12 protein-coding genes are annotated in these 15,182 nt (G+C 59.6%); 9 read left to right on the plus strand and 3 right to left on the minus strand.

What is annotated here, in order from left to right:
- Positions 1-82: 82 nt before the first annotated feature.
- Entirely contained in the window at positions 83-1,045 is a 963-nt protein-coding gene (ybiB, locus tag AB6V08_RS04295) for a DNA-binding protein YbiB (RefSeq protein WP_368541525.1), read from the minus strand.
- A 359-nt stretch (positions 1,046-1,404) separates the two neighbouring features.
- Here ybiB and AB6V08_RS04300 point away from each other — a divergent pair, with 359 nt between their 5' ends.
- From AB6V08_RS04300 to AB6V08_RS04320, 5 genes are all read left to right on the plus strand, one after another.
- Positions 1,405-1,941 (plus strand): fimbrial protein, encoded by a 537-nt coding sequence (locus AB6V08_RS04300; RefSeq protein ID WP_368541526.1) that lies wholly within the window; start codon positions 1,405-1,407, stop codon positions 1,939-1,941.
- A 62-nt stretch (positions 1,942-2,003) separates the two neighbouring features.
- On the plus strand, positions 2,004-2,678 hold the full coding sequence (locus AB6V08_RS04305; RefSeq protein ID WP_368541527.1) for a molecular chaperone: 675 nt from the start codon (positions 2,004-2,006) through the stop codon (positions 2,676-2,678).
- A 30-nt stretch (positions 2,679-2,708) separates the two neighbouring features.
- Positions 2,709-5,252 (plus strand): fimbria/pilus outer membrane usher protein, encoded by a 2,544-nt coding sequence (locus tag AB6V08_RS04310; protein WP_368541528.1) that lies wholly within the window; start codon positions 2,709-2,711, stop codon positions 5,250-5,252.
- A gap of 20 nt (positions 5,253-5,272) precedes the next feature.
- The gene (locus AB6V08_RS04315; protein ID WP_368541529.1) at positions 5,273-6,250 is read left to right on the plus strand and encodes a fimbrial protein; all 978 of its coding nucleotides are present in this window, start codon (positions 5,273-5,275) and stop codon (positions 6,248-6,250) included.
- A gap of 1 nt (position 6,251) precedes the next feature.
- Positions 6,252-6,761 carry a fimbrial protein gene (locus AB6V08_RS04320; RefSeq protein ID WP_368541530.1) on the plus strand — a complete coding sequence of 170 codons (510 nt, stop codon included), beginning with the start codon at positions 6,252-6,254 and terminating at the stop codon, positions 6,759-6,761.
- Here the strand turns inward: AB6V08_RS04320 and dinG are convergent.
- Both dinG and rhlE read right to left on the minus strand, forming a co-directional pair.
- Positions 6,748-8,925, minus strand: a complete 2,178-nt coding sequence (dinG, locus tag AB6V08_RS04325) for an ATP-dependent DNA helicase DinG (RefSeq protein WP_368541531.1) — start codon at positions 8,923-8,925, stop codon at positions 6,748-6,750. The genes AB6V08_RS04320 and dinG overlap by 14 nt on opposite strands.
- A gap of 97 nt (positions 8,926-9,022) precedes the next feature.
- Positions 9,023-10,408: an ATP-dependent RNA helicase RhlE gene (gene rhlE, locus AB6V08_RS04330; protein WP_368541532.1), complete on the minus strand. Its 1,386-nt coding sequence runs from the start codon at positions 10,406-10,408 to the stop codon at positions 9,023-9,025.
- Between the two features lie 237 nt (positions 10,409-10,645).
- Here rhlE and cecR point away from each other — a divergent pair, with 237 nt between their 5' ends.
- The 4 genes from cecR to AB6V08_RS04350 are packed head-to-tail and all read left to right on the plus strand — an operon-like array spanning position 10,646 to position 15,170.
- Positions 10,646-11,323, plus strand: a complete 678-nt coding sequence (cecR, locus tag AB6V08_RS04335) for a transcriptional regulator CecR (protein WP_368541533.1) — start codon at positions 10,646-10,648, stop codon at positions 11,321-11,323.
- Positions 11,320-12,315 carry a secretion protein HlyD gene (hlyD, locus tag AB6V08_RS04340; RefSeq protein ID WP_368541534.1) on the plus strand — a complete coding sequence of 332 codons (996 nt, stop codon included), beginning with the start codon at positions 11,320-11,322 and terminating at the stop codon, positions 12,313-12,315. The genes cecR and hlyD overlap by 4 nt, the downstream gene beginning before the upstream one ends.
- Positions 12,308-14,047, plus strand: coding sequence for an ATP-binding cassette domain-containing protein (locus AB6V08_RS04345; protein WP_368541535.1), 1,740 nt, complete (start codon positions 12,308-12,310; stop codon positions 14,045-14,047). Before hlyD ends, AB6V08_RS04345 begins: the two co-directional genes overlap by 8 nt.
- The gene (locus AB6V08_RS04350) at positions 14,037-15,170 is read left to right on the plus strand and encodes an ABC transporter permease (protein WP_368541536.1); all 1,134 of its coding nucleotides are present in this window, start codon (positions 14,037-14,039) and stop codon (positions 15,168-15,170) included. Before AB6V08_RS04345 ends, AB6V08_RS04350 begins: the two co-directional genes overlap by 11 nt.
- Positions 15,171-15,182: the final 12 nt, after the last annotated feature.

Consider the following 15,182-nt stretch of genomic DNA (forward strand, 5'->3'; position numbering starts at 1 on the left):
CGAGTTGCTCCAACCCTCATCATTGACCCTGTTGTTGTTACCCTTTGTTTGCCCGTCCGCCACTGGACGGGCTTTTTTTTGCCTAAAAAGATTGCGCCACGCGCGCCAGCCCGGCGTCCACCGAGTCAACTTCTCCCGTTGCCACCAGGCAGCAGGCCATTTGCAGCTTGATGGCGTGCGGGACGGGCACTTTGCCTGACAGACACTCCACAATCCAGTGCGCGGTGGTTTGCGGATCTTTCGCCTGCGGCAGAACCACGTCTTTATTCTCTTCGCCGCGCTCCAGCAGCACGCGCGCGCCCGCGGAATCAATCAGCATCTGCTGCGGACACCGCTGCGGGTTGGCGTACACCTCCCCTTCCGTGCCGTGCATCAGCAGCGCGCGGCCGCCGATATCGTCAAAGAAGTTGGCCACGCGGGTGACGTATTCCGGATGAGACACGCTGGACAGGCGCAGCGCGGCGTCTTCGGCAAACGGCGTCGCCAGTTTTGCCAGAGTGTGGGCGCTGTTGCGCACGCCCATTCTCCAGCGCATATCCAGCTGTTTTTCCAGCGGCGGGCAGAGCGCTTTGACCGGAATAAAGACCGGATGATGTCCGTCGAGCTGCGCCTGCGCCTGGCCGGCGTGCAGGGTCGGTTGAATGCCCAGCAGTTCGAAGATGGTTTCGGTCAGCACGCGAGTGGGATCTTCGCTGACGCCGTGTACCACAACCGGGAAACCGAGCTTGTTGAGCAAAATAGCCAGCAGCGGCGTCAGGTTCGCCTGCTTGCGCGCGCCGTTGTAGGTGGGAATAACAATCGGCATCGGTTTCGCCACGGGCGGCGTTAAGCGGAGAGTCTGCGCCTGCATCGCCTCGTAAAATCCGCGCATTTCCGCTTCACCTTCACCTTTAATACGCAGCGCAATCAAAATGCCGCCCATTTCCAGCTCCGGCACGTCGCCGTTGAGCATGTGGGTGTAAAGCGCGCGCGCCGTTTCAAGGTCCAGGTCGCGAGCGTGGTTTTTACCGCGCCCCACCTCTTTGATAATTTTGCGATAATCCACGAGATCTCTCCGTTTTAATGCGTTGCCGATACTATAGCCCTGATAAATGTGTAGCGGTTAATCATTTCCGTATCACCTTCCCCGCCGTTTCCGCGCGTTAGGGCATCAGGATTGGGTAAAAGTAGTCACAATTTCCGTAACTTAACACAGCAGACACGTTTTGACACATTCTCTTCTCGTTGTTTTATAAGCCAATTCCAGTAAGAGTGTGACAAATGTCACACACGTTAAATTCAGTTAATCGGGAATGAAGTGAAGGTTAATTGAATAAGAAAATCCCATGATTCATAGTCTCGTTCGAATTAATCACCGCGGTGATGTTTAGTACATTTTGATTATATTTTCATATGGGAATTTGAATGAAAAAGATATTTATGGCGGGCATTGTCGCAGGGATTGTTTGCGCTTCCGTTCCTGCTCTTGCCGCTACGAATGGTGAAGGTCAAGTTAATTTCACGGGTGAAATTATCGATTCGGCCTGTACGGTTGTAAATAGCCTTAGCAATCCCCTGGATGTGACATTAGGGAAAGTGGCTAAATCGGCATTTACGGGTTCAGGCTCAACGGCAGCAACCACTCGCTTTGATATCCAGCTGAAAAATTGCCCGGATACCGTGACCACCGCCTCCATTAATTTTGGCGGCACGCCTGATTCAAATGACGCGGATGTTCTTGCATTAACGTCAGGTACGGGTGCGGCAACGGGTGTTGGCGTGCAGTTGCTCGATAATAACTCCAGCCCAATTAGCTTATATTCTGCCTCAAAGGAATATACGCTGACGTCGGGCACCACCACTAACGATCTGCAATTTGGCGCACGTTATATTCAGACTGGCGCGAGCATCGTTGCTGGACAAGCAAACGCGGTATCCACCTTTACTGTCGTTTATAACTAATTAAACAGATATTAGCCATTACGGGTGGCTAATATCTGTTATTCCTTATTAACGGTCAAACTATGCGTAAATTCCTGTTGCTCTCCTCACTGGCTTTAATGGCTTCAACCGCACACGCGGGGATCACTATCGGCGGCACCCGCCTTGTTTATCCAGAAAGTAAAAAAGAATCCTCCATTCAGGTCACCAACCCGGACAATATCGATTACCTGGTGCAGTCCTGGGTTGAGAGTGAAAGCAACGCTCGCGAAAAAGCGCCCTTTTTGATTACGCCGCCGCTGTTCCGCCTCGACGGCAAGCAGGACAACGTTCTGCGCGTGATCCGCACCGGGGGAAACCTGCCGGAGGATCGCGAATCCCTGTACTGGCTCAATATAAAATCTATTCCGTCGTCTACCCGCCAGGATAACGTGAATACCCTGCAAATCGCGATTAAAACGCGCATTAAATTACTGTACCGCCCGAGCGCTATTACCGGCAAACCGGACGATGTGGCCTCTCAATTACAGTGGCACGCCCAGGGGCATCAGCTTATTGTTGATAACCCTACCCCGTTCTATATGAATTTCCAGGAAATCACCCTAGGCGGCAAGAAATTGCAAAAAGTCTCTTACGCCATGCCAAAAGGCGAGAGTCATTTTGAAATGCCGACCAATACCGCAGGCAATACCGTCAGCTGGAAAATTATTAACGATTACGGCGCTATCTCTAAAGCCTGGACCGCTACGCTTCGCTAACCGCTAATACAATAATTAACGGAAATAATTATGCCCTGGGATTACGACACAAAACCGCCAAAACGCCATCACCTTAAAATGCTTACCGCATTGGGGATGGTTGTCGTCGGTATTTCCGCGCATAACGCCTTAGCCGAAGATTATTTTAACCCGGCGCTGCTTGACGTCGATAATCCCGACCAGGGAAAAACCGACCTCAGCGTATTTGAAACCGGGCCGGGACAGGCGCCGGGGAAATACCACGTCGATATTTACGTCAATAATAATAAAGTGGCCAACAAAGAGGTCACCTTCGATCTTAAAAAAGGCGCGGATAATCAATCCACGCTTCAGCCCTGCCTGAGCCTTGATGAATTAAAAAGCCTCGGCATCCAGAACGAAAAATTCACCCAGGCGGAGCACAACGGCTGCGTGGATCTTTCGGTGATGGATGCCGCTAAAGCGACCTTTCGCGTCAGCCAGCAGCAGCTGCTGCTGAGCATTCCGCAAACCGCGATTATCCAGATCCCGCGCGGCTACGTGCCGCCGGAAGAGCTGGATGAAGGTATTAACGCCGGCCTGCTCAACTACAGCTTTTCTGCGGGCAACAGCCACAGCAAAGAGGCCAACGGCACCAGCCAGCAGAGCGAATACCTGAACCTGCGTCCCGGTCTGAACCTGGGCGCGTGGCGCTTTCGCAACTACTCCACCTGGAGCAAAACCAGCGGCGGCGACAGCGACCAGAGCGAGTTTTCGTCGGTTTACACCTACGGGCAGCGGGACATTATCAGGCTCAACAGCGAGCTGACCCTCGGGCAGAGCTCGTCGCCGGCCGACGTGTTTGACAGCATTTCCTTTACTGGCGCGCAGATGGCGTCTGACGACGATATGTTGCCCGACAGCATGAAGGGCTTCGCCCCGGTCATCCGCGGGATTGCCCACAGCAACGCGCAGGTCACCGTCCGGCAAAACGGCTATGTCATTTACCAGAACTTCGTCGCGCCCGGCGCGTTTGTGATTGACGACCTCTACCCCACCGGCGGCAGCGGCGATTTGAACGTCACGGTGAAAGAGACCGACGGCAGCGAGCAGCACTTCGTGGTGCCTTTCGCGTCGGTTCCGGTTTTGCAGCGCGAGGGGCGCTTCAAGTACAGCCTCACCGCCGGGCGCTATCGCAGCTATGACGACGACGTGGAGAAGACGCCGTTCATGCAGGGCACGGCGATGTACGGCCTGCCGTTTGGGTTTACCGCCTACGGCGGCGTTCAGGCCAGCAAATACTACAGCGCGCTGGCGCTCGGCATCGGTAAGAACATCGGTGACTTCGGCGCGGTTTCCGTGGACGCCACCACCGCCCGCACGGCGTTAGGCGGCGTGGATTCCACCTCCCGGGGCCAGTCCTGGCGTTTGCGCTACAGCAAAGATTTCGCCGCCACCGGCACCCATTTTTCGATGGCGGGGTATCGCTACAACACGTCGGGCTTTTACACCCTTGGCGAAGTGCTGGATTCCCACACCCGGAACGACGACTGGACGCCGCCGGATCGCCGCCGCAGCCGCCAGGAAGCCACCGTCGACCAGTCTCTGGGCGGCGGTTTTGGCTCAATAAACCTGAGCTACGTGAAAGAGAACTACTGGAACAGCCAGCAGAATATGACCTCCGTCAGCGTCGGGTATACCAACAGCTGGCATGGGATCAGCTACGGCATTAACTACGGCTACAACAAAAACACCTACGACGGCGATGACGACAGCGATTACAGCAACGACCGCACCATCGCCCTGAACATATCCGTTCCGCTCGACCGCTGGATGAGCAACACCTGGGCGAACTACAACCTGAACAGCACGAAGCACGACACCACCCAGAGCGTGGGGATCAACGGAACCGCGCTGGCTGAAAATAACCTCAGCTGGAGCATGCAGCAGGGCCACAGCCAGTCCAACGGCGATACCACCAACCTGAACGCGGATTACAAAGGCACCTACGGCGAAACCACGGCGGGCTACTCCCAGGACAACAGCCAGCGGCAGGTCAATTTTGGCCTGCAGGGCAGCGTTATCGCCCACGCGCACGGCGTGACGCTTGGCCAGCCGATGGGCGATACCGTGGCGCTGGTGGAAGCGCCGGGCGCGGACGGCACCAACATCAGCAACCAGACCGGGGTGAATACCGACTTCCGCGGCTACGCGATTGTGCCGTATGTCTCGCCGTACCGTCACAACACCGTCGCGCTCAATACCGAAACGCTGCCGGATTCCGCCGACGTGGACCACGCGGTCAAGGTCGTGACGCCAACGCGCGGCGCGGTGGTGCGCGCGAGCTTTACTCCCCGCGTGGGCAGCCGCGTGCTGATGACCCTGCGCCGGGCCGACGGGCATCCGGTTCCGTTCGGCGCCACCGCGTCGGCCGCGGGGGATAGCGGTGAATTTATCGTCGGCGACGACGGGCAGGTGTTCCTGTCGGGAATGCATCAAAAAGGGACGCTGAAGGTCAGCTGGGGCAGAACCGCCGATACCCGCTGCACCGCCTCGTATCACCTTCCGTCCGGTAACGGAAGCCAGATTATTAACGTCACGGCCCAGTGCTCCTGACCCAAAAACAGGAAATAACCATGTCTCTGTTTCGCTATGCTTTTTTGCTGATAACGCTCTCCGCCGGCGCGCTTTTTATGCCCCACGCCCACGCGGCGACCTGCACCACCAGCGATCTGCCCTACACGCTGAGCGCGGGCAAAGTGCCGGTATCGCCAAGCCTGGCGGTCGGGGGCATTGTTCCCGCGTCAACGGAAACCCACAGCGTGACGGGGAGCTGCACCGGCACGCTGAACAACACCGTTATCACGGCCTGCTATCTGGGGCTGGGTACGGAAGTGCCCGGCCTGCCGGGAGTGTATGAAACCGGCGTGGCGGGCGTGGGGATCGAAATGCTTAACAGCGCCGGACAGGTCATTCAGGGCAAAGGCAGCGCCTGCAACAGCACCGCCACGCCAGTGGGAACGGTGGACAGCAGCCAGAACTTTAACTTCACCTATTCGATAAGACTGGTGAAGACCGCGACGACGGTCGCCTCCGGGGTGATCACGCTCGCGACGTCGCGCTTTGGCTTTAACGTTCACGACGAGGCGCCGCTGGGCACCAACAACGAAACCAGGTACAGCAGCACCATCTCGCCCATCACTACCACCTGCTCTATCGACCCGATGAATCTGACCGTAACGCTGGGGGATTTCCCCGTCAGCCAGTTCAACCACGTCGGGTCTTACACCGGCTGGAACAATTTCCACCTCACGGCCACCTGCGACAACGACACCGCCTTTACCGCCAGTATCACCAGCGCCAACGGGGTGAACAGCACCTTTGGCGACGTGATCAACCTGACGCCGGGGCCGGACAGCGCCACGGGCGTCGGGGTACGCGTGCTGCTGGACGGCGTGGATCTGCGCTACGACTATCCGATTCCGGTGGGCGGGGCGACTCAGGCCAACGTCCCGAACGACATTCCTTTCTCGGTGGATTACTTCCAGACCGATGTGCAGGTCACCGCCGGAAAAGCCAACACCGTGATGACCATCGACATGGAGTACAACTGATATGACGCTGCGCAAGCTGCTTCCCGCGCTGGCCCTGCTCGCGACGGCGGGCGTGCAGGCCACCAACGTGACGCTTAACGTTGTCGGCAATATCTACGACACCACCTGCCAGGTGGACGGCAGCAGCCGGAATATGGTGGTGGATTTGGGTCAGGAGATTGCCAGCAACTTCAGGGACGTGGGCGATACCGGGAAGTGGAAAAATTTCGATCTGACGCTGTCGAACTGCCCGCCGAGCCTGATGGTCGCCACCGTCACGGTGAACGGGCAGCCGGATTCGATTCACCCGAATAAATTTGCCAACACCGGGACGGCAAAAGGGCTGGCGCTGGAGCTGGCAGACCGCACGGACTCGATTACCCTTGCGCCGCTCTCCAGCTTTAACGCGGTGATCGACAGCAGCACCCACACCGCAGACTTTCCGTTTTCGGCCCGTTACTACACCACCAGCATGCCGGTCAGCGCCGGGACATTCTCAAGCGTGGTACAGGCTACCTTCACTTACCAGTAGGACCGCGCCCCTTAGCACGGATGCTTTTCCGACGCCCGGCAGGCAGTTTCGCCGGGCTTTTTTTTACCTCGGGCACGTCCGGCTGTTCGATAGGGAAGATCGGCAGGGCGTTCAGCAGCCGCTGGCCGTAGTTTTTGGTGAGCAGGCGTTTGTCGTAAATAACCACTTCACCCCAGCAGCCGTGGCTTCGAATCAGTCGGCCTACCTGCTGGATCAAGTTAAACGACGCCGCGGGCAGGCTTTGCACCTCAAACGGATAGCGGTTCAGGCTCTTGAGCCACTCCCCTTCGGTGATCACCACCGGGCTGTCGATGGGCGGGAAGGCTATTTTATGGATATGCACCTGGGTCAGGTAATCGCCTTTCAGATCCAGACCTTCGGCAAAGGACTGTAACCCCACCAGCACGCTGCGCTCGCCGCTTTCGATCCGCTTGCGGTGCAGCTCCACCAGCCGGTAGCGCGGCTGATCGCCCTGCACCAGCAGCAGCAGCCGCAGGTCGGTAACGTGCTCCAGAAAACGCTGCATCGCGCGGCCGCTGGCAAACAGCACCAGCATGCCGGGGAATTTCTTGCTCTCCAGCTGTTCGCGGAAGTAGGCCGCCATCTCGGCAACGTGCTGCTCCTCGTTCTCCATCAGCGGCTCATACTTCATGCGCGGGATCACCAGCTTGCCCTGCTCGCAGTGGTTGAAGGGTGAATCCAGCGCCACAAAGCGGTCGCCCGCCTTTTCACGCAGGCCGCTCATTTCCTGTAAGCGCGAGAAGCTGTTCAGCGAGCGCAGGGTCGCGGAGGTGACCACCACGTGCGGCACGGTGCGCCAGATGAGTTTTTCCAGCTGATCGGCCACGCGGATGCCGACGCAGTGGAAGAAAAGATGCGCCTGCCCGTCCTTCACGTCCCGGGTCGCCCATTTGGTGACCGGCGCGCCCGAGGCCTGCGCCATCGACGCCAGCCGCCACAGCTTGCTCTGGGCTTCAAACATGCCCAGCGCGCGGTTCATTTGCAGCAGGACGCGGTGCAAACGCACCACGTCGTGAGTGCCGGTTTTCTCGCTGAGATCGTTTAAGAACATCTCCGCCAGCCCGCGCAGCTTTTCAAGATGCTTCGCCAGCTGCTGGCAGATCTCCATGATCTCCTCCGGCAGCTCGCCCATTGCAAAGCGGTGTTCCGCCTCCTGGGTTGCCGGGAGATAGAGATTGAGGATGTTGTTCAGCGAGGCAATCAGGGTGTAGACCTCTTCGCAGTGCTCGCTGAGCCGCTCGGGCACCGCCAGCGGCGGCGTGGTTTTCGGGCGGAACTGCTCCATGCAGGTCGCCACCAGCTTGCAAAACAGATCGAGCTGCAGGCGGAACCACGGGGCGGTGATTTCGGCGCTCATCTCCAGCGCGTCCCGCGCCACGTCCGGCAGGTGGTGGCCTTCGTCGAGCACCAGCAGCAGGTTTTTCGGGTCCGGCAGCACCGCTTCGCTTTCCAGCGCCGCCATCACCAGCGCGTGGTTTGCCACCACCACTTCCGCTTCCTGGATCTCACGGCGCGCGACAAAAAACGGGCACTCGCGGTAGTAGTGGCAGTTGCGGTTCAGGCAGCTCGCCTTATCGGTGCTGAGCCTGCGCCAGAGATCGTCGCCAATCGCCTGGCTGGTGTGATCCCGCAGGCCGTCCCATTTGTAGCCGTCGAGATCGGCCTTAAGCTTCGCACACTGCTCCTGCTCGGCCTTGTTGTTGGGCGTGAGTTCGTCGTCGAGAAACGCCAGCAGATCCTGCTGGGTTGGCTCGCTGCTGGCGAGCGCCGCCAGATTGCGCGGGCAGACGTAGCGCCCGCGGCCAAACGCGGCGGTAAAGCGCAGCTCCGGGATAATCTTGCGCAGCAGGGGTAAATCTTTGCTGTAGATCTGATCCTGCAGGGCCACGTTGGCGGTGCTGATCACCAGCGTTTTTTGCTCTTCGCGGGCGATGGCGATACCGGGGATCAGATACGAGAGGGTTTTCCCGACGCCGGTGGGGGCTTCAATCGCCAGATGCCGCCCGTCGTCCCCGGCGAGCGTTTTCGCCACGTCGGCAATCATCTGCCGCTGCGGCGCTCGGGGGATAAAGTCGGGGATCTGCTGCTGTAGCGCCTTATACCAGGCGCCAATTTGCGCTTTGAGCGCAGCGGTTAAGGCCATCGGAAAACCTGAAATACTGTATAAACAGCCACTATTGTGGCACTTTCTTTTGCTTGTCGCAAAAAGAAAAGCCCGGCTTTACGGCCGGGCTTCCAGATTACTGCGGGTTAGCCGGTTTGCGCGGGCGGCGACGACGCTGCCCTTCTCCGGATGGCTTCGCTTCACCGCTGCGCCACGGGTTTTCACCGCCGGATTTCGCTTCGCCGATGCGACGCGGCGGTTTACCGGAGGAGGCCTTCGGCGCACCGCCTTCAGCACGGCGCGGCTGCTGTCCGCGACCGCCGCCGCCCTGACCGCGACCGCCGCCCTGACGACCGTTCTGGATCGGCTCGGCTTTAATAGACGGGTCAACCTCGTAGCCCGGCGTTTCGATACGCGGGATCTCTTTTTTCAGCAGACGTTCGATATCGCGCAGCAGCTTGTGTTCATCGACGCACACCAGCGACAGCGCTTCACCGGTTGCCGCCGCGCGGCCGGTACGGCCGATACGGTGTACGTAATCTTCCGGCACGTTCGGCAGCTCGTAGTTCACCACATGCGGCAGCTCTTCGATATCCAGACCGCGCGCGGCGATGTCGGTTGCCACCAGCACGCGAATGTCGCCGGATTTAAAGTCTGCCAGCGCACGGGTACGCGCGCCCTGGCTCTTGTTACCATGGATGGCGGCGCTGCGGATGCCGTCTTTATTCAGCTGTTCCGCCAGGTGGTTAGCGCCGTGCTTGGTGCGGGTAAAGACCAGCACTTGCTGCCAGTTGCCCTGGCCGATCATCTGGGAGAGCAGCTCGCGCTTGCGCTTTTTATCCACAAAGTGAACGTGCTGGGTCACCTGCTCGGAGGCGGTGTTGCGGCGCGCGACTTCGATTTCCAGCGGGTTGTGCAGCAGTTTTTCCGCCAGCGCTTTGATGTCGTCGGAGAAGGTCGCGGAGAACAGCAGGTTCTGGCGCTTCGGCGGCAGCTTGGCCAGCACGCGGCGAATGTCGTGAATAAAGCCCATATCCAGCATACGGTCGGCTTCATCCAGCACCAGGATTTCAACGTTATCGAGCTTCACGGCGTTCTGGTGTTCCAGATCCAGCAGACGGCCCGGCGTTGCCACCAGCACGTCCACGCCGCCGCGCAGCTTCATCATCTGTGGGTTAATGCTCACGCCGCCGAAGATCACCAGCGAGCGAATGTTGAGATAGCGGCTGTACTCACGCACGTTCTCACCAATCTGCGCCGCCAGCTCACGGGTTGGCGTAAGGATAAGGGCGCGTACCGGGCGACGGCCTTTGGCGTGCGGCTCTTTTTTTACCAGCAGCTCTAACAGCGGCAGGGTAAAGCCTGCGGTTTTACCGGTACCGGTCTGGGCGCTGGCCATCAGGTCGCGGCCTTCCAGCACGGCAGGGATCGCCTGCTTCTGGATCGGGGTTGGCTCAAGGTAGCCCTGTTCTGCAACGGCGCGCAGAATTTCCGGGTTCAGGCCAAGGGAATCAAAAGACATAAAAACTCCGAACCGCCCCGACCATCACAGGTGTAGTTTTCAGGGAGATATAACAATTGAGAGGACAAAAACCACAATGTCGCGAAGCAGCGGAGTGTAGCAGCTTTTGTGACGCGGCGCATAAAATATCCCTCCGCGATCCCTGAACCGAACATTTCCCGCCGAAGGGGGCCGCTGGACAAAATAGTGAACCAGGCATAAAGTTAATCAATCGATTGATTAATTCCGAGTGGCGCTATGAATACAACCCCGACCACTACCAAAGGCGAACAGGCGAAAAGCCAGCTTATCGCCGCCGCGCTGGCCCAGTTTGGCGAATACGGACTCCACGCCACCACCCGCGATATCGCCGCTCAGGCCGGGCAGAACATCGCCGCCATCACCTACTATTTTGGCTCAAAAGAGGATTTATACCTCGCCTGCGCCCAGTGGATCGCCGACTTTATCAGCACCCAGTTCCGCCCCCACGTCGAAGAGGCCAGCGCGCTGCTTGAGCAGCCCTCCCCCGACCGGGCGGCCATTCGCGAGCTTATCCTCAGCGCCTGCCACAACATGATCCGCATGCTGACCCACGACGACACGCTGAACCTGAGTAAGTTTATCTCACGCGAGCAGCTTTCGCCCTCCTCCGCCTACCAGCTGGTTCACGACCAGGTGATTGCCCCGATGCACACCCATCTGACCCGGCTGATTGCCGCCTACACCGGGCGCGAGGCGGACGACACCGACACCATTTTGCACACCCATGCCCTGCTCGGCGAAGTGCTCGCCTTTCGCCTCGGGCGGGAAACCATTCTGTTACGTACCGGCTGGACACAATTCGATGAGGATAAAGCCGCGCAGATTAGCCGGGTGATCGCCTGCCACCTCGATCTGATCCTGCAGGGCTTAACGCAAAGGAGCCTGAAGTCATGAAAAAACCTGTCGCCATCATTCTGGTGGTTGTTGTTTTACTCGCTGCGGGGATCGGCGGCTGGCTGTGGTATCAAAGCCAGCAGGACAAAGGTCTGACGCTCTACGGCAACGTGGATATTCGCACCGTTAATATGAGTTTCCGCGTTGGCGGACGGCTGGCGTCCCTCGGCGTTGACGAAGGCGATGCCATTAAAACCGGGCAGACGCTGGGGATGCTGGACAAAGCGCCCTACGAAAACGCGCTGATGCAGGCGAAAGCCGGGGTCTCCGTAGCACAGGCGCAGTACGACCTGATGCTGGCCGGCTACCGTGACGAAGAGATTTCGCAGGCCGCCGCCGCGGTTAAGCAGGCCCAGGCCGCCTATGACTACGCGCAGAACTTCTACGCCCGCCAGCAGGGGCTGTGGAAAAGCCGCACTATCTCCGCCAACGATCTGGAAAACGCGCGCTCGTCCCGCGACCAGGCGCAGGCGACGCTGAAATCCGCCCAGGACAAGCTTAGCCAGTACCACACCGGTAACCGCCCGCAGGATATCGCCCAGGCGAAAGCCAGCCTTGAGCAGGCGCAGGCGCAGCTTGCCCAGGCGCAGCTAGATCTGCATGACACCACGCTGGTCGCCCCGTCCGACGGCACCATTCTGACCCGCGCCGTGGAGCCGGGCAGCATGCTGAGCGCGGGCAGCACCGTCCTTACCCTCTCCCTGACCCGCCCGGTGTGGGTGCGCGCCTACATTGATGAACCGAATCTCGGCCAGGTACAGCCGGGACGCGAGCTGCTGCTCTACACCGACGGTCGCCCGGACAAGCCGTATCACGGCAAGGTCGGCTTTGTGTCGCCTACCGCCGAGTTCACCCCGAAAACCGTTGAAACGCCGGATCTGCGCACCGACCTGGTTTATCGCCTGCGCATTATCGTGACGGACGCCGACGACGCGCTGCGTCAGGGGATGCCGGTCACCGTCACCTTCAGCGATGGGGATAAACATGAATGATGCGGTTATCCAGCTTGAAGGTTTAGTCAAACGCTTTGCCGGAATGGACAAGCCCGCCGTTGCGCCGCTGAACTGCACCATTCAGAAAGGCTATGTCACCGGGCTGGTTGGCCCGGACGGCGCGGGTAAAACCACCCTGATGCGGATGCTCGCCGGGCTGCTCAAGCCGGACGAGGGCCGCGCACAGGTGCTGGGTCTCGATCCGATCAACGACGACAGCGCCCTGCACGCCATCCTCGGCTATATGCCGCAAAAGTTCGGCCTGTACGAAGATCTGACGGTGATGGAAAACCTCAACCTGTACGCCGACCTGCGCAGCGTCACCGGGGAGACCCGGCAGAAAACCTTCGCCCGCCTGCTGGAATTTACCGCCCTGGGGCCGTTCACGGATCGCCTTGCCGGGAAGCTCTCCGGCGGGATGAAGCAGAAGCTGGGGCTGGCCTGCACGCTGGTGGGGGAGCCGAAGGTGCTGCTGCTGGACGAGCCGGGCGTCGGCGTTGACCCGATTTCGCGCCGGGAGCTGTGGCAGATGGTGCACGAGCTGGCGGGCGACGGCATGCTGATCCTCTGGAGCACCTCCTACCTTGACGAGGCCGAGCAGTGCCGCGACGTGCTGCTGATGAACGAAGGCGAGCTGCTCTACCAGGGCGAGCCCACCGAGCTGACGCAAAGCATGGCCGGGCGCAGCTTCCTGCTGCACAGCCCGCAGGAGTCCAACCGCAGGCTGCTGCAGCGGGTGCTGAAGCTGCCCCAGGTGAGCGACGGGATGATTCAGGGGCGCTCGGTGCGCCTGATCCTGAAAAAAGAGGCCACCGCGGACGACATTCGCCGCGCGCCGGGAATGCCCGACGTTGAAATGGAAGAGACCGCCCCGCGCTTTGAGGATGCCTTTATCGACCTGCTCGGCGGCGCGGGCACCTCGGAATCTCCGCTGGGGGCCATTCTGCACACCGTTGACGGCACGCCGGGTGAAACGGTGATTGAGGCCAAATCCCTCACCAAAAAGTTTGGTGATTTTGCCGCCACCGACAACGTGGATTTCGCGGTGAAGCGCGGGGAAATTTTCGGCCTGCTCGGGCCGAACGGCGCCGGAAAATCCACCACCTTTAAGATGATGTGCGGCCTGCTGGTGCCCACCTCCGGCAAGGCGCTGGTGCTGGATATGGATTTAAAGGTCAGCTCCGGCAAAGCGCGCCAGCATCTGGGCTATATGGCGCAAAAATTCTCCCTGTACGGCAACCTGACGGTAGAACAGAACCTGCGCTTTTTCTCCGGCGTCTACGGCCTGCGCGGCAGGGCGCAGAACGAGAAGATTCGCCGCATGAGCGACGCCTTCAGCCTGACCAGCATCGCCTCCCACGCCACCGACGACCTGCCGCTCGGGTTTAAGCAGCGTCTGGCCCTGGCGTGTTCGCTGATGCACGAGCCGGATATTCTGTTCCTCGACGAACCCACCTCCGGCGTTGACCCCCTCACCCGCCGCGAGTTTTGGCTGCACATCAACAGCATGGTGGAAAAAGGGGTGACGGTGATGGTGACCACCCACTTTATGGACGAGGCGGAATACTGCGACCGCATCGGGCTGGTCTATCGCGGCAAGCTGATCGCCCACGGCACGCCGGACGACCTGAAGGCCCAGGCCGCCGACAGCGACCAGCCGGACCCGACCATGGAGCAGGCGTTTATCACCCTGATCCACGACTGGGATAAGGAGCATAGCCATGAGCACTAGCGCAATTTCCTGGCGCAGGGTACGCGCCCTGTGCGTCAAAGAGACTCGCCAGATCGTGCGCGATCCCAGCAGCTGGCTGATTGCGGTGGTGATCCCGCTGCTGCTGCTGTTTATCTTCGGCTACGGCATTAACCTCGACTCCAGCAAGCTGCGGGTGGGGATTTTGCTCGAACAGCAGAGCGAAGAGGCGCTGGACTTTACCCACGCCATGACCGGCTCGCCCTACATTGACGCCACCATCAGCGACAGCCGCCAGGAATTGATCCAGAAAATGCAGGCCGGGAAAATTCGCGGCCTGGTGGTGATCCCGGTGGATTTCGCCGCCAACATGGCGCGGGCGAACACCGACGCGCCGATTCAGGTGATTACCGACGGCAGCGAGCCGAACACCGCGAACTTCGTGCAGGGGTACGTGGAGGGCATCTGGCAGCTGTGGCAAATGCAGCGCGCCGAAGACCGGGGCGAGACGTTTGAGCCCTTGATTGACGTGCAGACCCGCTACTGGTTTAACCCCGCCGCCATCAGCCAGCATTTTATTATCCCCGGCGCGGTGACCATCATCATGACGGTGATCGGCGCCATTCTGACCTCGCTGGTGATCGCCCGCGAGTGGGAGCGCGGCACGATGGAAGCGCTGCTCTCCACCGAAGTGACCCGGGTCGAGCTGCTGCTCTGCAAGCTTATCCCCTACTACTTCCTCGGAATGCTGGCGATGCTGCTCTGTATGCTGGTGTCGGTCTTTATTCTTGGCGTGCCCTACCGCGGCTCGCTGGTGCTGCTGTTCTTGATCACCAGCCTGTTTTTACTCAGCACGCTTGGCATGGGGCTGCTGATTTCGACCATTACCCGCAACCAGTTTAACGCCGCACAGGTGGCGCTTAACGCCGCGTTTCTGCCGTCGATTATGCTGTCGGGCTTTATCTTCCAGATAGACAGTATGCCCGCGGCGATCCGCGCGGTGACCTACATTATTCCGGCGCGCTATTTCGTCAGCACCCTGCAAAGCCTGTTCCTGGCGGGGAATATCCCGGTGGTGCTGGCGATCAACATTCTGTTTTTGATGGCCTCGGCGGTGATGTTTGTCGGGCTGACGTGGATGAAAACCAAACGGCGCCTGGATTAAGGAGGACGACGC

Source organism: Enterobacter soli (genome assembly GCF_964208575.1).
Lineage (GTDB): Bacteria > Pseudomonadota > Gammaproteobacteria > Enterobacterales > Enterobacteriaceae > Enterobacter > Enterobacter soli_A.